The organism is Wolbachia endosymbiont of Tettigetta isshikii, from assembly GCF_041154185.1.
In the GTDB taxonomy this organism is placed as follows: domain Bacteria; phylum Pseudomonadota; class Alphaproteobacteria; order Rickettsiales; family Anaplasmataceae; genus Wolbachia.
The window spans coordinates 15,893-39,044 of record NZ_JBFTEN010000002.1 but is presented as its reverse complement, the minus strand read 5'-3'; the positions used below and the strand labels follow the sequence as shown (position 1 = coordinate 39,044).

Here is a 23,152-nt window from a genome sequence, read left to right as displayed (position 1 = left end):
AATATTTATATGCGTCTTTCTCACTTATCTAATTCCTGTTTTTCTTTTTATTGATATGCTTCTAAAATATACAGATAACGAAGAAGATAGAGACACTATAAAGAAATCAATGCCCAATAAACGTACAGTTTTTATGAGCAAAGACCAAGCTAATAAATTTATAAAGGACACTTTGAAAATTAAGATAGATAGTATTGAACAACTGGGAAATATAGCAGCTGTAAAAACCGCCTAATAGCTACCTAAGACCCTTATTTCCCACTCAAGTTCAACGTAAACTTATCCCTCACTGCATCTCTTACCTTGTTGCCAAGGTTTTCCAAGTCAGATGCAGTTGCATTATTGTAATTGAGCAGAAAATTATAATGTTTCTTAGAAATTTTAGCTCCACTGTTATCTAACCATCGACAGCCGGATTTATCAATCAATTCCCATGCCTGATAGTCTTTTGGATTTTTGAATATGCAACCAGCAGTTTTTCCTCTTATTGGTTGGCTTTTGTTTTTTTATCGATAATTTCCTTTAGCCTACGCAATATAATCTCGTGCTCTGAACTTACCCCTTTAAATTCAGCTTCAACAAAAATCCACCGTCCTCTCAAATTATGCCCACGATAAAAATAACCCATCTCTTCGCTGGAGAATTCATATAGATTTCCATCCTCTAGATTCACTGCCTTTATGGATTGCACAACACTTGCGATATCATTACCATACGCACCTGCATTCATTTCTAGTCCACCGCCAACTGTGCCTGGAATTCCAACCAAAAACTCAAGTCCACTAATTTGTTGTTCCACTGCAAAGTAAGCAAGATTGCTAAGTAGCGCAGCGCCACCTGCAACAATAGAATTGTTACCTTTACATTTAATATACGCAAACTCCTTACCCAATTTCACTGTTATGCCTCGAATGCCACTATCTCGCACTATTATGTTAGATGTTGCACCGATAACGTTAATTGGCAATTCAGTATCTTTAATCAAGCATGTTAAATCTTCAATATCACGTGGTTTAAACAACACATCAGCTTGTCCACCGACATTCAACCACGTCATTTTAAACATCGAAACATTACAGCGATAGATTCCACGTACTTTAGGCAAGCTTATAAGCATTTTGATTTCAACTCTAATCCTGCATCCATACCCATTTTTTCTGCATCTTCTGCAAATGAAGTGCGCTCAGTAAAGTATATGTTTTTTTCGTCTGCTAACATACAACGAAGATGTAGCATATTCTCACTCACATATTCTGCCAAAGCCGCAAGTGGTGTAAAGCATGAACCATTTACTGTCTTCATGAAGCTACGTTCCGATTTTGCCCTTATAAAAGACATATTATTATTAATTTTCTCTAAAAGATCGATAATTTTTACATCATTTTTTCTACATTGAATGCAAATTGCCCCCTGCCCTACTGCACTTAACATGATTTTTGGTGATAATACCTCTGTAACTAAGTGATGTTTCTTTAACCTTATGAGCCCTGCTTCAGCTAGAATTATTCCATCAAAACTATGATTTTGCAATCTAGTTGTCACGTTTCCGCGAAGTGGCACTATATTGAGATTTGGTCTGAAATTTAGTAGTTGAACTTTTCTTCTTATTGAGGAAGTTGCAATCAATGCTTGCTGCGGCAAAGACTCAAGGCTAATATATTTATTAGAAATAAACGTGTCGCATGGACTTAACCTCTCTAAAACACAAGGAATTGCTAAATCTTTCGAGAAAAATGCAGGGACATCTTTCAGCGAATGAACTGCCATATCTATATTATTCTCAAGTAGTTCAGTTTCGATTTCTTTGAGGAACAGTCCTTTGCCTCCTATTTCAACGAGGTTTGCATTTGCATATTTGTCACCAGAAGTTTTTATTTTAATGATCTCAGCAGATAAGCGAGGAAAAGAGTCCAGCAACTTTTGTTTTGCCTCTAAAGCTTGAGCAATCGCAAGGCTGCTTCTTCTGGTACCTATTCTGATTAACATGTATGTAGCTATTAAAATTTCTTAGGTGCAGTATCACTACGTAATATGACACGAAATATTATAGAATTCAAGTCTGTGATCGCTAGAGTTGCATTATCTGCATTTTATCGGCACAACACAAAAGTAATACAATGCAGATATTATGCTGATAAAGTTTGCACCAAACTAAGCAATTTTTATGTCAAAACTTGCTCCCTAAACTCCAGTAACAATATCATACATTTTGAATTCATCCATTTTGAGCAAGATTAGACAAGCTCTTTTATTCGAAATACTATGGTTATGTGATCAAGGCTAACCTCAATTCTCTTGACTAATTTCTTTATTACACTACGTCTGTCTATCCAATGCAATTGGTCAAGCTCTGGATTAATATTAGAGGAAAACCTCTTTAAGCTGTTTGCAATACTAGCTAACTCTCGTTGTACTGCTTCCTGATCTTTCATCTTTTCCTTTTGCTTTTTAACTTTCTCCAAATCTTGCTTTATCTCCTCCATTACCAGCTTAAACCCTTCCTCATCTATGCGTCCTTTATTATAACAGCAAGTGAGCCTTTCAATACTTTGATTTAATCCGCTTTCTTCATCCTCATGATTATGTTTTGGGGTATAGCCATCAATGAGTATTTCAATACTTCTATTTAATCTACCTTCCTGTTTCTCAAACGTTTCACCTAATGGTTTATTATTTCTATGTTCTAAAATTCTATGTTGGTACTCCTTTATAATTCTGTCTGGCTCTTTTAACAAGTTTTTTACTTCTTCCCAGATAGGAGTTTCCAATATTTCTGCACGAATTGGCTTACTACTATATATTCTGGTTTCACCACAATAATAAAGGTTCGAACCACTACAACGATAGTAACTTCTTTTAATATCGCCACTTTTTATATTGTGATAGGTATATCTACAATGCCAATATACAATCAACCATTGCAGCAAAGACGTTTCTTTACCCTTCTGTACTCTTGCTCTTTTCCTATTCTCAGCCAGTTGTTCTTGTACTGCATCAAATAATTCCTCTTCAATTATGCTTGGTATTGCTATATGAATCCAATTTTCTCGGTCATTATGATAGACGGAATAGTTTTTTTCGCGCATTTCCCACGCTACCTCTTTTTTTATTGGACCTACCTTCGTTTTACCAAATGCCGCTTGCCCTTTGTATGCAGGATTCTTCAAGACCCTACTAATTACACTTGGATACCAATCTCTTTTGCCCTTTGGTGTAATAATACACATCTCTTTCAGTCGTTGTACAGCTTCTCTTAAAGTCACTCTTTCTTGGCCTACCCATGCAAACATTTTGCGCACTATTTCCGCTTCCTTTTCATTAATTTCAAACCTTTCTTCTTCCCTCACTATATGCCTTACATAACGGTAACCATAAGGAGCATTACTCATTACACTTACACGACCTTCTCTCGCTGCACGGATTTTCCATTGACGATTTCGTTCTTTCATCTTCTCGTACGAGTGTTCTGCTGTCATTCCTCGCACATCTTCTAGTAGTTCAGATTCTAGACTATCATCTAAAATGATTACCTCTGTTCCTGCTTTTTGGAACTCTTTAAATAAGAATTTCAGATCTGTATATTTACGTGACAAACGGTCAGGCGAATGAACGTAAATTTTACTAATTTTACCTTCTGCTACTTTACCACGTAAACTATTTAAACCAGGACGCTTTAAATTTGATCCGCTATGACCATTATCGATAAATTTATATTCATTTAGCAGCTCGTATCCATCCTTATCAATTCTACCTTCCAAGTCAGCAAGTTAGCTACCTATTGTATCCTCTTGTGCTTGCCTTTTCGACGAAACTCTCGCATATAAACTTACTACTGTAATTTTACCGTACTTTGTAAAGTCTGCTACTATTAATAGTTTATCTCCACTTTACAAATATACTAACCTTTTATGTCTAATGAGTTAAGCTTACTGTATGCCAATGTCAAGCATACATCTGTTGTTTGCGAGGGCAGTGCTAAATATTGCAACAGATTTTGCCTAAAACAAAAAGTGTCATCCAAGTAGCTGACACTGGAATCCAGGACACTACTTTAATAATAAATATTTAAGAAATTTACCAAATGAGAAAAAAGGCAAAAGAAACCCCGTTAGCTAGTTATTCACTATCTATCTTTTAAATTGGCGTTTTTTATTATCTTAAACGCTTTAACAAGGGCGTTTTATCTTATATTATGTAAAAACCTTGAAAGTTTGTAAAGACATAAGGTGCACATAGTGCAAAAAATTAAACATAAGACGCCAACCATAATACTCTTGTCGTTTAATCTGCACAGATGAAGACAACTGAATACCTCCAGTTACATGGTAAAAGGAATGGCGAGGGTTGTCAAGTAGTTTTTTTGTTTTTGTCGAATCCAACACACTGTTAAAAGCTATATGGTTATGCAAACGTCAAGCATTACTCTTTGTTTTCTTCTTTTCAATATATCTGCAAACTAAAATGGACAATTCGTATAGAATCAACATTGGTACAGCAAGTCCTACTTGGCTCAATACATCAGGTGGAGTTAAGATTGCAGCAATAATAAAAATCACCACTATCGCGATTCTGCGCTTGTTCGACAAGCTTTGCGCAGTAAGCAGCCCAACCCTGACCATTAACGTGAGTATGACTGGAATTTGAAATGCAGTACCAAACGCAAACATGAATTGGAGAACTAGGTCTAAATATTCACTGACTGATGGCATAAACTCTATTGGTATACCGAAAGATTTGCCGCTATGTTCAAAAGCAATAAAAAACTTCCAGGCTAAAGGGAATATGTAGTAATAAACTACCGCAGCCCCTGTTATAAACAAAACTGGCGTTGCAATCAAGTATGGCAACAGCACTGCTCTTTCGCTTTTATATAAGCCAGGTGCTAAAAACATATAGAATTGCCATGCAAACACGGGAAAAGAAAACAAAAGCGCGCTCATTAGCGCAACTCGGAGATACACAAAAAACGCCTCTGTTAAGTCTGTATAGATTAGAGAAAAATCATCGCTATCTTTTGTAACTTCTATTAAAGGTGCAAGTAGAAAACGGTATATGCTTTCTTTAAAATAGTAGCAAAAACCAAAAGAAATGCAAAAAAATAGAAAGCAAAAAATAACCCTTCTCCTGAGTTCTGCAAAGTGCTCATAAAATGAAGCATATTTGTTTGAGTTCTTATTCATACTCTATTATAGCACAATAATGCTATGTCTAACATTCTCAGCGAAAAGGCCCATTCATTATCATACCACGCCGCAACTCTACAAACATCACCTGTGACGTATGTACCGGCTAGATCTACAATCGCACTATGAGGGTTATGCACAAAGTCTGTTGAAACTAAAGGTTCCTTGCATACGGAAATCACATCATTTGTTGAATTCTCAAATATTTCATTTATTTCTCCGGCTGTTGCTTTCTTATCGGTTGTAAATTTAAAATCAACCAGAGAAACATTGCTAACCGGAACTCTGATGGCAGTGCCATCTAGCTTTCCTTTTAACTTAGGAATGACAGAGCCAATTGTTTTTGCTGCTCCAGTTATTGTTGGTATCATAGATAAACCACAAGCCCTTGCCCTTCGTAAGTCCCTGTGATTACCGTCGAGAATATTTTGATCATTCGTATAGGCATGTATAGTAGTCATAAAGCCGCTTTTTACACCTAAATTGGAGTGTAGAACCTGCACAACCGTAGCCAGGCAATTTGTAGTACAAGAACCAGCCGATATCACTTTGTGCTCTTTTTTGAGCATATCGTTATTCACACCATAAACTATAGTTACATCGGCATCTGAAACTGGAGCAGAGACAATTATTTTTGTCGCATTATGCCCTGTTGCTTCCGCATATCTGTTAAATGCACCTGTGCATTCAAGCACTACATTGACATTCCAAGGGATATTTTCAGGGCTCCGTTCTCTATATAGAGAAAATTTTCTGCCATTTATAGAAATCCAATTTTCAGACTCGTCAAAATCAACATCACCATTGAATTTGCCATGAACAGAATCATACTTAACCAAATGTGCATGCTGCTCAGCACTGAGTGACCCGTTCACTGCCACAACTTCTATCTGCTTATTATATTTTTCTATTTCGAAAATAGCACGCAATACGCTTCTGCCTATTCTGCCAAGGCCGTTAATCCCTACACGAATTTTCATTTCTTCATTCAAAAAGTCTAATTATAGAGGATAAAGAACAGGAATTAAAAGGGTTACATATAAAATCACCTAAACTAATTTCCTAATCCATAGTTAGAGTTGTTAAATAACTTGACTTTACATGTTATTTTAATTATAATTTAATTTTTTAGTGAGGTATATCATGAATGCAATAGATTTTACTAATCAGCCTTTAAATTTAGAACATGAATTTGGCAACGGGTACATCAAATTAACAGATCGTTCCTTTAACGAAGGCACTGGCCACTACCACATAGAAAACGAAATACTAGATGAAAGCCATCAGATGATAGGAAACTTCACTATTGATACTTACATTTATAACTTCCATATAGATGACCAAAATATGAATACTAAACTCTACATGTAGATGGATTTAAAGGTGATATGAGGAAGATAAATTCGCTGCGCAAGGATATATAAAATTACAACAGCTTCTACATCATTGCTCGTGATGTAGAAGTATTCCACTACAACAAACTTTAAAAGCACTACATTTTATATTACAATAGCTTTTTTTGTTTCTCTTTATATCGATGAAATTCACATTATCTTGGTTGCTAGAGCACTTAGAAACCACTGCTAGTCTAGAAGAAATTACCGATAAATTAACCTATATAGGGTTGGAAGTAGAAGATGTGATCGACAATGCCAAGTTGGCTGGATTTGTTGTTGCGAAAGTATTAGAAATCGCACCACACCCAAACGCTGATAAGTTAAAACTATGTAAAGTAGACGATGGAAGTAAAGTCCTACAGATAATCTGCGGAGCAAATAACATCAGAGTAGGCATGAAAACTGTACTTGCATCTCTTGGTAGCACGTTGCCAGAAAGTGATTTTACAATTAAGCCAGCAAAAATACGAGGAGTGCTAAGTGAAGGGATGCTCTGCTCTGCTTCTGAACTCGTGCTGGTGCAAGAAGAAAGTGAAGGAATAATCGAGCTTTCTGACAATTATAAAGCAGGAGATAAATTTTTCAATTGCGACCCTGTAATTGATATAAATGTTACTCCAAACCGTGGAGACTGTCTAGGTGTTTATGGAATAGCTCGTGATTTGGCAGCAACTGGAATTGGAACATTGAAGACTTTAACCTGCTTTGGCGTCATTCCAGCGCGTGACGCTGGAATCCAAGATAAATCCCAGTTTCTGGCTACCTTGATGAAAAGGAATTCTTCTATAAATGTCAAAGTCACTGACGGAGAAAGTTTTATTAGTGGAACATACATTGCCAATATAAAAAACAGGGAAAGCCCAAAATGGCTAAAAGATAGGCTGCAATCGATAGGAATGCGCTGTATTTCTGCAGTAGTTGATGTTATTAATTATATTATGATATCTTTTGGCCGTCCAATGCACGCATATGATGCAAAAAAGATAGAAGGAGAGCTCGTAGTACGCAAAGCAAATAGCGGAGAAAAATTTACTGGTTTAAACGATAAAGAATACTTATTAAATAAAGACATAAGCGTTATTTCTGATAATAAAAATATTCATGCAATTGCTGGAATTATAGGTGGCAAGTGTAGCGAATGCACGCTTAAAACTACTGATATCTTTTTAGAGTCTGCTTGGTTTGACCCTATCTCTATTACCAAATCTTCAAGGCAGCTCGGCATCTCCACAGATTCAAGTTACAGATTTGCACGTTCAGTAGACCCTAAATTTACCCTTGATGGACTAAGTCTTGCGACTCAGATGATCTTAGAGTTATGTGGTGGAGAAGCCTCAAGTGTGTTGTCTGCTGGCAGTTTGGATAGGGCCGACACCAAAGTGAACTTTGATTATCAAGATATAAACAAGTTTGGAAGTGTGTTTGTATCGCCTGACGAGACATTCGATATTTTAACAAAACTAGGGTTCAGCATTGATAAAAACACTAAAAATAATTGGAGTGTACAAGTACCAAGCTGGAGACTAGACGTAACCATATTGGCTGATCTAGTTGAAGAGGTAGTGAGAATATATGGCTATGATAAAATAAAGGAAGAGCCACTAAAAGGAAATACTGAGACAGAAACCAGAGCTCAAGATGATTTGCGCATTTTAATGACAAGTAGAGGATTTCATGAAGTATTCACTTGGTCTTTTATGAGTGAATCAACAGCTGAAAAGTTTGGTTATTCGGACAAGTTGTTTATTATCGATAACCCATTTAATAACAACTTCAACATAATGAGGCCAAGTGTCATACCCAATTTATTGCAAACCACTGCAGATAATATTGCCCATGGAACGTCTGATCTTGCAATTTTTGAAATCGGATCAGTGTACGATAGTCTCAATCAGCCTAAGTATGTTCTAAGTGGAATTAGGTCAGGAAATGATTTGCCAAGAAACCATTATAATATCGACAGGAAAATAGATCTTTTTGACGCAAAGGCTGACCTTATAACGGCCTTGGAATTCTTTAATGTCAATTGTGATAATTTAACGATAGAGAGAGCAGAAAAAGAATATTACCACCAAGGAAAGTCAGGCATCTTATCTTTTAGAAGTAAAATAGTTGGTCATTTTGGTGAACTACATCCAAACATACTGGATTTTTTTGATATCAAGCAAAAAGTTGTGGGCTTTGAGTTGATATTAGAAGATATCAGAAATTTACCTGTAAGTAGAAAAAAGTTTACCGAATATAAATATCAAAGTGTAAAGCGCGACTTTGCGTTTATTGTAAATAAAGATGTAGTAGCAGGTAATATAATCAATATAATAAAAAAAAGTTCAGAGCTCATCACGGAGGTTTTGGTGTTCGATGTGTACCATGGAGATAATATAGAACCGAATAAGATGTCTATAGCGTTGTCAGTTACTTTCTGCTCTCCAACTCACACTTTAACCGAAGAAGAAATCCAAAAAGAATCAAGTGCTATAGTTAACTTAGTACATGAAAATACCGGAGGGGTTTTGAGGTATAGCTAATTTTAACTTTGCAGCTATGAGTATCACTAATAAAAGTGACTATATTTCATACAGTTCTTCTACATACTAACAACTTTTTTTATTGAAAAATTTAGAAAGATATTATAGAATTATTATAGTAACAGACTTCGGTAAAACTTATGGCAGATTTAAAGGTTGTTATAACACTTAATTCAAAAGCTTTACATAACCTTACTCAGCTAGCTGCATTCAACAAAGAGTCCGTTGAAAAACTAGCAAAAAGATTAGTCATAGATGGAATTGAGTGTGAAATTGAAAATATCGCGCTTTCTAAAATTATCAAGGAAACCGATTCTCCTAATGCGGAGATGGTTAGAAGTGGGGATGTAGACTTGGATACACTATTATCCGCAGAAGCAAAACCATAAATTGTGAAGTATGATGTTGACTACCCGAAAAAATTCTTAAAAGAGACTTTCTTCCCTTATCACCGAAAATAAGAAAAAAAAATAAAAAAACTCATAGAGGATAAAATTGCAGCTAATCCATTTAAAGTCGGTAAGCCGTTAAGTGGTAAACTGAAAGGATATAGAAGCCTAAGGACTAAAGATTACAGTATTGTGTACCGCATAAACATTGCAGAACATAAGATAATTCCGGCTTCAGTAGGATACAGAGACACCATTTACGAAGAGGCTATAAAAATAATCAATAAATATTTTCAATAACACATTTTCTATCAAGTCAAATTATACTGTAAAGACTATATATATTTATACAGCCCCTTTTCCTGATCCATTCTCTACTTAGGCGGCTTTGCTCAGCTTACAAAAGCCTCGATTTTTTGGTCTCTATATATTATTGGTCTAACACAGTTTTTTTGGTATTCTTTAGCAATTCACTTCACCAGCGGTAAAGTAATACCGCACTGCTTCATATACTTTCCTTTCATGTCATCATATGATTTTTCACACTCGCTTTCACCACTTAAAAACACAAATTGGCACGCCCCTTCATTAGCATAAATTTTTGCAGGAAGTGGAGTAGTGTTTGAGAATTCGAGTGTGACATGACCTTCCCATCCAGGCTCCAAAGGAGTAACGTTTACTATAATCCCACACCTTGCATAAGTTGATTTACCAACACAAATAACTAGTACATTCCTTGGTATACAAAAATATTCAACTGTACTTGCAAGTGCAAAGCTGTTTGGTGGAATTATGCATACATTTGTTTCCTTATCTATAAAACTACTCTCGGAAAAATTCTTAGGGTCTACCACAGCTGAATTAACGTTAGTAAAAATCTTGAATTTATTGCCAACTCTTGCATCATATCCATAAGATGATAGTCCAAAAGATATAACACCTTTACAGCTTTTGTGATCCACAAAAGGTTCTATCATTCCAAAGTTTTCAGCTTTTTCTTTTATCCATTTATCCGGCATAACCGCCATAATTGTTCTCTAAAGTCGTGTAATACTTACAATAATATAAAATAAAATTTAAATTGTAAACTATGTGCCGGCACTGAAATGATGCCGTCTTATCCAGTTCATAAATTGTTTAACTATAAACACTAAGAAATTTACTAAATGAAAAAAAGGTAAAAGAAGCCTTGGTCAGTATTTATTTTTAGTATTGGCGTTTTTATGTCTTAAACGCTGCAATTTAGCGACTTTTAAACTGCAACAGACCTTGGTTTAGATATAAAAAAATTTACTAAGCAAAAAAAAAGGCAAAAGAAACCTAGAGCAGCTAGTATTCAAATACTCCCTTGTTCTATTTGACGCTCTATACTGTCTTAAACGACTTATAAGCTCGTTTCAGCTTGTATAGGCAAAAACCTAGAAGGTTTATAAAGACATGGAGTGCACATAGTGCAAAAATTTAAACATGAGACACCAAATACAAAGTTTCCTTTGTCATTTTAATCTGCAGATTGCAAAGTTAAATGAATAGCTTCAGTACTATGATAAGTGAGTCGGCGAAGGTTATCAAGTAGTTTTTTGTTCCATTTCTATAAATAGCATATTATATGCCTAGCGCGTTGCCATTTTTATCATAGCACGGTCAAACACTCCCAGCAACCTCTTAAATAGGCTTGGAGTTAGCGAGGAAATAGGATTAACAGATACGTTGCTGCTTTTATCATCACCGTTCGCTTTGTAGTCTATTGAAATAATCCCCCTACTTTTCCCACCAGTAAGGAGTTTTCCAATTATAGGGATTTTCAACAAAGATTTATTGATCGAGTATGCTGGTATTACTTGTCCTTCAACCTGGAATTTATAATTTCTAATATCAAGCTTACCACTAGTGCTAATGCCCAGTTCTGCTCCCTCAAGCCAAGATTCTTCAATTTCAACAGTGCCATCTTTATATGAAAAAGGTGCATTACACTTATAAAAGTATACACCTTCGTTCTTTATAGCATTTACAATACCAGGCAGTGAAGACATCGATAGTAAAGTAGTAAGCAATGAAGCATCTTTGATATAGAAATTGCTGATAGATAACATGCCATAATGTTCTCCATTTTCTCTCTTAGGAGATAGATAAAAAGATAATTTGCCGTTTTTAACTGATTTACCAATGCCTAAAGAGCGCAAAAGCATACCTGAATTATCCGCATATATTTCGAGCCCTATTCCACTGTATTCCGCTGATATTTTGCTGTTGTCTTCCAAAAACTGTCCTGCAAATTTACTTCCATTACAATCACCTTTAGTGCAGGTTACATGTAGCTTGGCGTTTTTGACAACAATGCCTTCTTTCATCATTACATTGTCAACATTCATACTTACTTCTATGTCATTGTTTAATCCACTACTATTTTTGCCAAGCAACCCTAAAATATCACTCAAATTAATTTTCCCACCATAAATAGTTACAATGCTTCTTTCTTTACCTAACTCAATTTCTACATTAAGATCATTGTCCGGTAATTTAAATTTGCCAGAACTCAAATACAAATTCCCATTCTCTACTTTTCCGCTAAATTTTATATCTAGGTTATTTCCTACAACGTCTAATTTGTCTATTAACAATTTACCCGCTCCTTTTAGCCTCGTAGAAAACAAAATTTTATTGTGATCTTCAAAGCGATTTCTCCACCCCAAGTAGCTTGAATGTGACTCAAGCTCTGACAAATCTATATTACCACTAACATATCCGGTCTTATCTTGATTTATCACTGACTCTATATTTGTGTTGACGTAACCACCATCAAAATTAAGTATTTGATCAGGTAAATCTCCGGTTGAATTCCAGGCAAAACTTTCATTTTTGTTGCTACTTTTCAAGTCAAATAATAGTTGTGTATTATTTACCATGCCACTGCCATTTAAATCAATGAAGTCCTTGCCAAAATCAAGCTTAATATCGTGCTTACCAAGACTTGCACCATAGAGAACCAGATCGTCAATTTTGGAATGAAAATTTGCTAAGAAGTCTACTTTTTTATCGTCGACATTCAGGTTAAAAATGCGAAAACTGAACACAGATTTTGCTATTCCACCAATCTTGTCTCTTGTAACCTGAATCATATCATCCAGCTTAAATTTTATAGGCTCATATAACCCGTAAGCATCGCTTGTGGCCTTACCATTGATGACTAGAACTGACTCTTCCTTATCGAGAAAGTTCATTTCAATGCTACCACCATCAATAGTGAAATTCTGAAACTTAGCGCCATTTACAGCAATTGTAAGGTTGTTATTTTTGAGAATTAAATCACCGTTTAATCCTTTCACTTGCTCAAAATCTTCATCAAATCTTACGCTGCCGTTTTCTATATCGGCAGCAATTACGACGTCTGATAGATCATCATTAACTAAGCTGTTGATTTTGCCGTTGAAACTTATGATTGTATTTACAATATCCCCATCAATATTATCACAATACCATTTTTTAAATCTGTTGTTCACTATACTATCTGGTACATAAGTACATAAATCCTTCGCGGCAAACTTACTAATGTTGACCCTAAGCAGAGTATGATTTGTGCTAAAGTTCATTTTGCCAATCAAAGAAAGGTACATACCACTTAACTTAAAATGAAAGTTTTTTACGCTGATGATTTCATCACTATATGTCAAATTTACATTTACATTAGTCAAGGCTAAGTTTTTACCCGAGCGATTCTCTGTATTTAATACGTATATATTTCCATCTACAACTTCATCCTTTCCATTAATTCTCATTGAAAAGTTTCCTTTGAACCCTATTTCTTTGTCCAAATTGTAACTTTTAACTAGTGTGGAAAACTCGTTAAATAGCCCCAACTTTAGGTTATAGAATGTTCCATACAAATTTAGTAAATTATTGCGATTTTTTATCGTAATGGATAAATCACCTAGAAATCCTTTACCTTCTTTTGTATGGACACGGATATCCAAAACATTGAAATCTTCTCCCTTCCCTGCATATACTTTATCAATGAAAAATTCACCTTCCGTGCTTTTATTGATAGCAATGTTAGTAATTTCAATTTTTGAACTTGCATTTAGGTCAAAAAAGAATTTCCTCATTGCTTTCAAAAAATTTTTTGAATTAAAATCAACTGCTTTGAAGTCATCTTTTTTCTGGTTGATACACACATACATACTATCAGCCGAGACTTGAGAGAAATTTACACTGGTTTTTAACAAAGAACTGAACTTAAAATGCACAAAAAGGTTAGGAACTTTTATAGTAAAGCCAGGATTCACTATTTTTAAATCTGTAATGACTAGATATGGATCTGTGCCATCCCTTTGCCAAATAACTGAAGTACTCTCCATATTGACGTTTGAGTTGGCAAGCGTTTTCGATATCTTATTCTTTAAGTAAAAATTGATATAACTAATATTAATTCCCAAGGGACACTTATCTTTGAAAAAGATAAAGAAGCAGAGCGTAAATAATAAAACTATAGAAAATAATATAGTGATTTTTTTAAGCATCGATTATTGCTTTTCTTGCTAAACTATCAGCCTCCTCATTATATTTATCGCCATTGTGAGCTTTAACCCACCTCCAATTAATCTTGTGTTGTGAAGCGATGTCATCCAATTCTTTCCACAACTCCATATTTTTTACTGATTTTTTATTACTTGTCTTCCAGCCATTCACTTTCCACTTATTTATCCACTCTGTTATACCATATTTAATATAGAGACTATCCGTATATAAATTAATACTACAAGAAAATTTTAACGCCTTTAGTCCATTGATCACTGCTGTTAACTCCATTTTATTGTTTGTAGTATTTTCTTCCCTACCATAAACATCCTTTCTATGATTTTGAAATAGTATAATTGCTGCCCATCCTCCTGCTCCAGGATTACCAAGGCACGCTCCATCCGTGTATATTGTCACTTCCTTTTTATTCATCCTTCATTATATGAATTAACAAAGTATATAGCTGCTTTTATGAAAACACAATTTCAATGAGACACATTGATACAAGGCGTTTAAGCTATACCCTTAAATTTTATTACAGAAACAAAGAAAAGCGTAACAACGAACAATATTAGAAGGAAAAACAAAAAATAGTTTTTATGTTTCTGCCGTTCTTTCATAGATAAAACAAATCAGTAGAACAAAAAATAATACTAGTAAACAGAAAAAATAGATAAGAAATTGAATAAGAAAACATTTTTTTCTGTGAGCTATGATTTTTGAGCCTTATAATAGATACAGCATACCAAATAAAAATGCAACCCTCAAGGATTGCCAGACTTAGGTAAAATATAGCCTTTTTCAAAAACAGTGCTGGAAGTAAGCTAGTTAGCACCAGCAACACACTGTAAATTAATATATGTTTTCTTGTTTTCTCTGAGCCATAAACAACATTAAACATTGGCATCGACGCTTTTACATAGTCTTCGTATTTATTTAAGGATAGAGCCCAAAAGTGCGGTGGAGTCCACATAAAAATTATTAGGAATAGAATAAAACTTTCCCAACTTACAGAGTTAGTCACAATTGCCCAACCAATCATTGGAGGAAAAGCACCTGATGCACCGCCGATAACAATATTTTGTGGAGTGCGTCTTTTGAGCCAAATTGTGTATATGAAAACGTAAAATAACATGCTAACTGCAAGCAAAGCAGCGGAAATATAGTTCACTGCTATTGCCATAATAAATATCGACAATACTCCAATGGTTATACCAAATTCGAGAGCACTCTCTGCAGAAACTCTACCTGAAGGTATAGGACGATTTTTTGTTCTTTCCATAAGAAGATCTATGTCTCTATCGTACCACATATTTATGGCACCTGCGGATCCTGAACCAAGAGCAACACATACAAGAGATATTAGTGCAAGAAAAGGATGAATACTACCTGGTGCAGCAACCATTCCAGCAACTGCAGTAAATACTACAAGATACATTATCCTTGGCTTCAGCAAACGCCAAAAATCCAGTATTGTTGATTCAACATTTAACAAAGTACTTGTATACATTCTATTTTATCACTGGCGGTTTTTCGAAAGTATGAAAAGGTGGTGGTGAAGATATTGTCCATTCCAAGGTATCACCTCCCCAAGGGTTATTTCCAGCTTTCTTGCCCCATTTGAAGAGGTGCACAACTATAAACACAAAAAACATAACTGAAATGAAGGACATATATGAACCAATTGAGGATACATAATTCCAAGGAATGAATGCATCTGGATAGTCGGGTATACGCCTTGGCATACCAGCTAATCCAAGAAAATGCTGAGGTAAGAAAGTGATATTGGTACTAATAAAAGTAAGCCAAAAATGTATTTTTCCCAGGCATTCATTATACTGTTTACCCGACATTTTACCTATCCAATAATAAAAGCCAGCGAAGGCTCCGAATATTGCAGCAAGTGACATGACATAGTGAAAGTGAGCAACAACATAATAGGTATCGTGCAAAAGCTTATCTATTCCACCTTGAGACAGAATTATTCCGGTTATACCACCGCCAACAAACATAAAAATAAAACCTAGTGCAAATAGCATAGGAGTTTTAAGCTCAATCGCTCCACCCCACATAGTTGCAATCCAGCTAAAGACTTTAACACCAGTTATAACACCAATGAAAATTGTGCTGGTGCTAAAAAATATGGCAGCATCTTCACTAAGCCCAACAGTAAACATATGGTGAGCCCAAACAATAAAGCCAAACACTGCTATGCCTATCATTGCATAAACCATTCCCATATAACCAAATATCGGCCTGTGAGAAAAAGTTGACACGACTTGGCTTATGATACCAAACGCAGGAAAAATAATTATGTAAACTTCCGGATGACCAAAAAACCAAAACAGATGTTGAAACAATACAGGGTCACCACCACCAGCAGGATCAAAAAAGGAAGTACCAATATTGCGATCAGTGAGCAGCATAGTTATAGCACCAGCAAGCACCGGTAAAGCGACAATTAGCATGAATGACGTTAATAAAACAGACCAAACAAATAGTGGCATCTTAGTTAATGACATGCCATTTGCACGCATGTTAAATATAGTAACTATAAAATTGATCGCTCCAACAATCGATGACATACCAGCAATATGAAGTGCAAGTATGGCAAGGTCAACTCCTGCACTTGGATGGGACATGACTTGCGACAGAGGTGGGTATAAAGTCCAACCTGTTCCAGGACCTTCGCCAGCAAATACTGAAAGGACAAGCAAAATAAAAGATGATACTAACAACCAAAAACTTAAATTATTCATACGGGGAAATGCCATATCTGGTGCACCAATCATAAGAGGCACGAACCAATTACCAAACCCTCCCATTAGTGCTGGCATTATCATAAAAAACACCATTATTACCGCATGCCCTGTAACCATTACGTTATATAATTGATAGTTATTGTTAAGTATATTAATGTGCATTAGTTGAGTACGAATAACCACTGATAACAATCCACCAATAATTCCAGCTAGTATGGAGAAAATAATGTACAGCGTTCCTATATCTTTATGATTAGTAGAAAATAACCAACGCTTTATACCTTTTGGTACATCACTCATATCTATACTCCCAATTTAACTCACTAATTTTTTATTTTCGATCCACTTATTAAAATGTTCTTTACTTACTGCCTCAACAACAATTGGCATAAACCCGTGGCCTTGACCACATAATTCATAACATTGCCCATAATAAATACCAGGCTTTTTGACATTAAACCATGCTTCATTTAGTCTTCCTGGTATTGCATCAATTTTTACACCGAAAGATGGTATTCCCCAGCTATGTATCACATCTCCTGCCGTCACTTGTAAACGAACGTTAGTATCGATAGGCAAAACAACGTTATTATCAACAGAGAATAGTTTCAAATCTCCTTCGCTAAAGTCATCTTTTCCCTTAATGTAGCTGTCAAACGACACGCCTTGATATTCTGGATATTGATATCTCCAATACCATTGATGACCAATAACTTTCAGTGTTATGTCAGCCTTTGGTACTTTTTCCTGTAGCTTAATTAATTCAGCGTTTTTAAAGGCCAATACTCCAACAATAATCGTTGGTATAACAAACCAGACGATTTCTAAAAGGAAATTATGACTTGTATTACTTATATTCTTCACTTTGCTCTTACGAAAGCGAAATACTACATAAGCAAGCAGTGCCCACACGAGAAGCATTATTGCAACCATTATACTCATCACAAACGAATGTGACTTAACTACAACTTCCATTATCTCAGTTGCAGGAGAAGGAAATCCAAATTGCCAGGAGTTAGGAGCAGAAGCAGCTGATGTGCTCGAGTAAAACATTATCAATAATACAAATAACTCCACCATATTTGTTTGCTGTAAAACCAAGTGACATACCGTATAATAGTATATATAAACTTACTATGCAAATAGAGATTAGCAATAATTAATAATTTTTTAGCATTTGATAAGTATAATAATATAGTACTAATTTAGGGGAAAAAGCATTTACATGAATCTATTTTAAGTTAAAATATTATAATATTTTTAGTTAAGTATTTACTTTAAGTAAATTCTATAATAAGTTTAGTAGTGTCTGTTACTGATAACAACCCTCTAGCCTCACACCTAAAAGCAGTAACAGACACTATTAAACTTTATGATAAATTTACTCATCTGTAAGTATAAAGGCCTGCCTTATATTTTATATAATACACTATACTTTATTAACTAACTTTTAATGCCTGTAGCAGGCATATATGATTTACATATTAAAGAAAACAATCATAAAGTATACTACTTGTAACCAATATAAAATTCTTATTCAGCACCATTTCTATTATTTTGGGGTGTTAAAGCACTTGAAACTTAAAGCAAATGCACCTCGGCTTTCCGCAAGGGATAACTGGGTTATTAACCCCTGTAAACAAAATTTTTAGAGAAGTCAATAAAATCTTATAATAAATCTCAATAGTAAATTAAAAAGTTTCCCTAAGATTAGAGGTTTAGCAATTTATTATGTATCTTGTTTGATAACAAAAGTTGGTGTAACCTTTATGCTTAAGAAATTTACTAAATGAAAAAAAGCAAAAGAAGTCCCGTAATAGCTAGTTATTCACTATCTATCTTATGATATTGGCGTTTTTGATGTCTTAAACGACTTATAAGCGCGTTTCAGCTTGTATGGGTAAAAACCAGAAGTTTTAAAAAGACATGCAGCGCACATAGTGCGAAAAATTAAACATGAGACGCAAAATATGCTAAGTTTTTTCTCATTTAATCTGCACAGATGAAGATAACTGAATATCTCCAGTTACATGGTAAAAGGAATGGCGAGGGTTGTCAAGTAGTTTTTTTGTTTCTATTTACTTTAACAAGTGAGCTACCTTTCTATAAAAGACCTATCAACTGTTGCAATTATAGGTGTAAACAAGAATGACAAAAGAGTACGGGATTGAGTAACTATATACACTTCTGCTGGCATACCGGGATATAGATATACATTTTTGAACTGAGCAAGCTCTGACTTTGGTATCACCACACGTACTGAATAATAACGCCCTAACCTTGGATCATCGAGGGCATCAGGAGAAATATGGCTTACTATACCGTTAATTAGACTCAAACGACGTGCACTGTAAGCACTCAGCCTTACTTTCACCTTTAGCCCTTCCAATCCGTCAATAGAGACTATATTGCTATCTTTTTTTTGTGCCGACAGTATCTCCTCTATATTTCTAGTCTGAATTTTAGCGTCTATTATTAAATCATCATTAGATGGCACTACGCTCATAATCCGCACACCAGACTGTATAACACCACCTTCCGTATGGTATCGTATATCCGTAACTATTCCGTTTTGAGGCGATCTAATAATTGTGCGTGCTAACGCATCTTCTGCAACCATCAATCTTTCTCTCAAGTCAGCAATAGACGTGCTAATTTCCTTAAGCTCAATGTTTGCTCTCTCTTGAGCGTCATTCTTCACATTTATGATCTCTAACTCGGTTTCTCCAACTTTTTGTTGTACTTGAGATATTGCAGCACGGTAATGACCAACTCTACCTTCAATTTCAGCAAACTGCTTTTCCAAAGCCAAAATGTGCGGCTTACCTATGTGACCACCGCTAAGAAGTTGCCTTTTTGTTTCTAATTCCTCAGCTATTAAATCATATTGCTTGAGAGCCGCATCCAGCTGAGAATTCAGCCCTACTAGCTCATCATGTAACTGTCTTATACGCTGTTGTAGTATGTTAGTTTTTCCCAATATACTCTTGTGCTGGGAATCAAATAATTTTATCTGATTTTTCATTGCTTTGTTTGCAAGATCGCCATTAGATAATTCTTTGACTTCATCAGGAAATTCAATTGTGTCTAAGCCTCCTCTAATAGCAATAAGTCTTGCCTCAGTTGCCAAAAGCGATAAGAGTTTTTCTTTGATTATACTCAAATTCGCCTTCTCATTAACATCACTTAACAAAACTAAAGGCTCATCTTTTTTGACTGCTTGGCCCTCTTTGACAAAAATTTTACTTATTATTCCTCCACCCAGATGTTGAACTATTTTCCTGTTTGAAGATACAATAACTTCTCCACTTGCATGCACTGCACCATCAATTGGAGCTATAGCTGACCAAATACCACCTATTCCAAAAAAAATGAGTATCACTATCAGGCCAAAAAACAGTGGTCCCCATGTCACTCTCAGAACCTCATTTACGTTATTACCCTCGCGTTTTAAAATAAAGCTTGTCACCGCATCAATCAATGTGAACGTTTTATCTAAAAACTTCGGATACTTCTTCTTTTTATTTTTTGTTCCTTGCATGCTTATATTATCACTATGGCCAAGTAGGCCTGTAAAAGAGAATCCAGCGCTAAGTTTTTTTAACTTACTTATCATATATTACTGTGAACTTGCGTTAGCATTAAGATAACATACAAAAACAAAGAATCCATGACTTATGCACTTCATTTGGGCTGCAAAACACCAGAATAAACTATTTAGTAACAATTCTTGCATATCTTAATCTGACTTAGCTGTCATAGATCCAAGCTACTTGTGTCGTACAAACAATCTATTGCCAACTAGACAATGCTCTGTTAGTAATCAGATAAAGCGAGGTCATTATGTTTCGATTAGAAGGCAGAAAATTCCTGATTACTGGTGCATCAGGTGGAATAGGGAAGGCAATTGTAAGAACTATGCATAAAGCTGGAGCAATTCTATGTATTTCTGGTACAAAAAAAGAAGCCCTAGAAGAAGTTGCTAAACTATATGAAAAAAATATTTATATACTTCCTTGCAACTTATTAAATGTCGAGGAAGTACAACAGCTGATAAATAGTGCAAATGAATTGATGGAAGGTTTCGACGGGCTCGTATGTAATGCAGGCATTACACAAGATAGTTTATTGCTGAGAATGACAGATGAAGCATGGCAAAAAGTGATTGATATTAACTTGAGTTCTACGTTTAAACTAAATAGAGAAGCATGCAGGAAACTAATTAAGAATAACTGGGGGAGAATTATAAATATTTCTTCAATAGTAGGGTTAACAGGGAATGCTGGACAGGCAAATTATGCAGCATCAAAAGCTGGAATAATAGCCATGAGTAAATCCATAGCAAAAGAAGTTGCAAGTCGCAATATAACAGTAAATTGTATTGCTCCTGGGTTTATAGATACTAAAATGACTGAAGTTTTAACTGAAGAACAAAAGAGAAAAATACTAGATAATATTCCAATGAAAAAAATGGGGACGGGAGAGGAAATAGCGGCAGGAGTCCTGTTTTTAGCAAGTGATGAAACAAAATATATCACAGGGCATGTGCTGAACATTAATGGCGGTTTATTTATGTAGTGATACCTTATTTGTGGACAAACCATAAACTTTACTTTAAAATATATGTGTAATGAAATTGTTCTTGTTACGCTATTTTATTATTTAGAGGCAAAAAAAATGAGCTCTACAATAAAAAAGTTTTTTAATGTTTTATGTTTGGTGTTGTTTTTATCAGGCAATGCAGATGCCTCCAACGCTAGTAGTGCTGGTATCAATGACACAACTGCCCAAGTAATATGTAATATTATTGGTTATGTTTGGGGAATAGGTGGTCCACTCATGACAGTAGTAATAATTGGTGCATCCTTGCTTGCAATATTTGGCAGAATGCCTTGGCCAGCTCTCTTTGCTTTAGGTATGTTTTGTGGTGTATTTTTTGGCGCTAAGACGATCATAATGAACATTATACCCAATGTAAGCGATGAAGTCAAAAAAATGTTGGATCAGTGTGGACAGAATGGTCCTTAAAAGTAAGGGTGTACTAAAATGCTTGTTGTTATCCATTAAATCGCTTCATGTCTTCAATTTGCAACAAGTAAGGGCTATCTTTTGGTAAGGTTTTAACAGCCAGTTCAGCATATTTCATAAATTGTTTTAAATTACCTTCAATGCAAGCCTTTTTAGTTAAGGCAAAATAATGCATTGCCGTATCAGCATTACATTTATATGCGATACTTAAATACTTCCAGACGAAGGCATTATTTGGCTCTACACTTGCGATCTGTTCCAGGTAAAAAATTGCTTTCTTTGCATCACCGTACAACAATAAAGTATGGGATAATGTAAGTTTCACCAAATAACTGTCTTTCTCAGATAAATACCTAAGCGATTCTTCGTACATTTTTATTGCTTCATCTAAATTCCCCGCCTTGTACAGCATTTCTGCTCTTAATTCATATAAGTATGGGTCATTGCGTGACTTTTGAACTAATGAATCAACTATAGCGATAGCCTCTTCCATCTTCCCTTGCCTATAATGGATTATAGCATTTACGTACTCAGAATTACCTCCATATTTATTAGATAACATATGTATGGGAGAAAAGAAGGAATCTAGCTTTGTAACCATACGCTTAAACCTTAGTAACTTATCTGCAAGAATTGGTTTCACATTGTTTTTAACCTTATAATTTTGTACAGCAAATATGCGCTTATCACTAAGCGGATGAGTGCGAAAATACCCTTCAGCATTTTCATGTTCGATACTTTTAAAGTAGTCAAAAATCTCTTTCATACCTGAATTATTATAGCCAGATTCGTCAAGGTACGTTAAAGCATAGCTATCTGCTACACTTTCTTGCTCTTGAGAATAGTTAAAAAACAGCCTTGAGCTGAGTACTACACCGCTTAGCAAAATTGCACTAGCGACCTGGGAATTAATGATAATAGTAGAAACCAATCCTACCACATAACTGATCATTGCTATCGATTGAAAATAACTCACAGCGCCACTCATCTGCAATACATGACCAGCAGATATGTGAGCAATCTCATGTGCTAATATGCCAAGCAAAATGTAAGGCTCAGTCGAATGTTGCAAAAGTCCTAAGTGAGTGAAAATGCTATTATTATCAATTACGAAAGCATTAATAGAATTATCACTAATTATGAAAACTTTTATCCGATCACTATCGATGCCTGCAGCAGAAAATAAGGGTTGCGCTAGTTCTTTTATCACTGCTTCCACCTCACTATCTCTAATAACGTTAACAGAGTAAGCGCTACTGCAATATATAAAAAAGAGCAATAAGATAAAAAACTTAGCAATTTTAAACATGAAAACTCCGTGTTTGTATAATTTTTAGGAATTTTACATTT

At 35.1% G+C, this 23,152-nt stretch carries 19 protein-coding genes and 1 pseudogene; 7 read left to right on the top strand and 13 right to left on the bottom strand.

Going from position 1 to position 23,152, the window contains the following annotated elements; all coding sequences use genetic code 11:
• Positions 1 to 55 precede the first annotated feature (55 nt).
• Positions 56 to 235 (top strand): hypothetical protein, encoded by a 180-nt coding sequence (locus tag AB6N09_RS00830; RefSeq protein WP_411131074.1) that lies wholly within the window; start codon positions 56 to 58, stop codon positions 233 to 235.
• Here AB6N09_RS00830 and murB read toward each other — a convergent pair.
• The 5 genes and pseudogenes from murB to gap form a co-directional block, all read right to left on the bottom strand.
• Positions 232 to 1,117: pseudogene (gene murB, locus AB6N09_RS00825) on the bottom strand (UDP-N-acetylmuramate dehydrogenase). The gene AB6N09_RS00830 and the pseudogene murB overlap by 4 nt on opposite strands.
• Entirely contained in the window at positions 1,108 to 1,986 is an 879-nt protein-coding gene (hemC, locus tag AB6N09_RS00820; protein WP_411131073.1) for a hydroxymethylbilane synthase, read from the bottom strand. Before hemC ends, murB begins: the two are co-directional and overlap by 10 nt.
• A gap of 248 nt (positions 1,987 to 2,234) precedes the next feature.
• Complete coding sequence (locus AB6N09_RS00815; RefSeq protein ID WP_411131072.1) at positions 2,235 to 3,758, bottom strand: recombinase family protein; 1,524 nt, start codon at positions 3,756 to 3,758, stop codon at positions 2,235 to 2,237.
• 654 nt (positions 3,759 to 4,412) lie between these two features.
• Complete coding sequence (gene tatC, locus AB6N09_RS00810; RefSeq protein WP_411131071.1) at positions 4,413 to 5,180, bottom strand: twin-arginine translocase subunit TatC; 768 nt, start codon at positions 5,178 to 5,180, stop codon at positions 4,413 to 4,415.
• Positions 5,177 to 6,163, bottom strand: coding sequence for a type I glyceraldehyde-3-phosphate dehydrogenase (gap, locus tag AB6N09_RS00805; RefSeq protein WP_411131070.1), 987 nt, complete (start codon positions 6,161 to 6,163; stop codon positions 5,177 to 5,179). The genes tatC and gap overlap by 4 nt, the downstream gene beginning before the upstream one ends.
• Before the next feature lie 163 nt (positions 6,164 to 6,326).
• Between gap and AB6N09_RS00800 the strand changes: the two genes are divergently transcribed.
• From AB6N09_RS00800 to AB6N09_RS00785, 4 genes are all read left to right on the top strand, one after another.
• Positions 6,327 to 6,554 carry a hypothetical protein gene (locus tag AB6N09_RS00800; protein ID WP_411131069.1) on the top strand — a complete coding sequence of 76 codons (228 nt, stop codon included), beginning with the start codon at positions 6,327 to 6,329 and terminating at the stop codon, positions 6,552 to 6,554.
• A 166-nt stretch (positions 6,555 to 6,720) separates the two neighbouring features.
• On the top strand, positions 6,721 to 9,108 hold the full coding sequence (gene pheT, locus AB6N09_RS00795) for a phenylalanine--tRNA ligase subunit beta (RefSeq protein ID WP_411131109.1): 2,388 nt from the start codon (positions 6,721 to 6,723) through the stop codon (positions 9,106 to 9,108).
• Positions 9,109 to 9,248: 140 nt separating this feature from the next.
• Positions 9,249 to 9,497 (top strand): hypothetical protein, encoded by a 249-nt coding sequence (locus AB6N09_RS00790; RefSeq protein WP_411131067.1) that lies wholly within the window; start codon positions 9,249 to 9,251, stop codon positions 9,495 to 9,497.
• An 81-nt stretch (positions 9,498 to 9,578) separates the two neighbouring features.
• Positions 9,579 to 9,797 carry a type II toxin-antitoxin system RelE family toxin gene (locus AB6N09_RS00785; RefSeq protein WP_411131108.1) on the top strand — a complete coding sequence of 73 codons (219 nt, stop codon included), beginning with the start codon at positions 9,579 to 9,581 and terminating at the stop codon, positions 9,795 to 9,797.
• A gap of 170 nt (positions 9,798 to 9,967) precedes the next feature.
• On the opposite strand, the gene dcd is transcribed toward AB6N09_RS00785, so the two are convergent.
• The 7 genes from dcd to AB6N09_RS00750 all read right to left on the bottom strand — a co-directional run bounded on the left by dcd (position 9,968) and on the right by AB6N09_RS00750 (position 20,390).
• Positions 9,968 to 10,525, bottom strand: a complete 558-nt coding sequence (gene dcd / locus AB6N09_RS00780; protein WP_411131066.1) for a dCTP deaminase — start codon at positions 10,523 to 10,525, stop codon at positions 9,968 to 9,970.
• Between the two features lie 585 nt (positions 10,526 to 11,110).
• A complete protein-coding gene (locus AB6N09_RS00775) occupies positions 11,111 to 14,014 on the bottom strand; it encodes a YhdP family protein (protein WP_411131065.1) in 2,904 nt (967 codons plus the stop codon).
• Positions 14,007 to 14,444, bottom strand: coding sequence for a ribonuclease HI (gene rnhA / locus AB6N09_RS00770; RefSeq protein ID WP_411131064.1), 438 nt, complete (start codon positions 14,442 to 14,444; stop codon positions 14,007 to 14,009). The genes AB6N09_RS00775 and rnhA overlap by 8 nt, the downstream gene beginning before the upstream one ends.
• Before the next feature lie 184 nt (positions 14,445 to 14,628).
• Positions 14,629 to 15,522, bottom strand: coding sequence for a heme o synthase (locus tag AB6N09_RS00765; protein WP_411131063.1), 894 nt, complete (start codon positions 15,520 to 15,522; stop codon positions 14,629 to 14,631).
• A 1-nt stretch (position 15,523) separates the two neighbouring features.
• A complete protein-coding gene (gene ctaD / locus AB6N09_RS00760; RefSeq protein ID WP_411131062.1) occupies positions 15,524 to 17,074 on the bottom strand; it encodes a cytochrome c oxidase subunit I in 1,551 nt (516 codons plus the stop codon).
• Positions 17,075 to 17,089: 15 nt separating this feature from the next.
• Positions 17,090 to 17,854 (bottom strand): cytochrome c oxidase subunit II, encoded by a 765-nt coding sequence (coxB, locus tag AB6N09_RS00755; RefSeq protein ID WP_411131061.1) that lies wholly within the window; start codon positions 17,852 to 17,854, stop codon positions 17,090 to 17,092.
• Positions 17,855 to 18,869: 1,015 nt separating this feature from the next.
• On the bottom strand, positions 18,870 to 20,390 hold the full coding sequence (locus AB6N09_RS00750; RefSeq protein WP_411131060.1) for an HlyD family type I secretion periplasmic adaptor subunit: 1,521 nt from the start codon (positions 20,388 to 20,390) through the stop codon (positions 18,870 to 18,872).
• 227 nt (positions 20,391 to 20,617) lie between these two features.
• On the opposite strand from AB6N09_RS00750, the gene fabG reads away from it, so the two are divergent.
• Together fabG and AB6N09_RS00740 are read left to right on the top strand one after the other, a co-directional pair.
• Positions 20,618 to 21,352, top strand: a complete 735-nt coding sequence (gene fabG / locus AB6N09_RS00745; protein ID WP_411131059.1) for a 3-oxoacyl-[acyl-carrier-protein] reductase — start codon at positions 20,618 to 20,620, stop codon at positions 21,350 to 21,352.
• 99 nt (positions 21,353 to 21,451) lie between these two features.
• A complete protein-coding gene (locus AB6N09_RS00740) occupies positions 21,452 to 21,802 on the top strand; it encodes a TrbC/VirB2 family protein (protein ID WP_411131058.1) in 351 nt (116 codons plus the stop codon).
• Positions 21,803 to 21,830: 28 nt separating this feature from the next.
• Here AB6N09_RS00740 and AB6N09_RS00735 read toward each other — a convergent pair whose 3' ends face one another.
• A complete protein-coding gene (locus tag AB6N09_RS00735; protein WP_411131057.1) occupies positions 21,831 to 23,111 on the bottom strand; it encodes a M48 family metalloprotease in 1,281 nt (426 codons plus the stop codon).
• Positions 23,112 to 23,152: the final 41 nt, after the last annotated feature.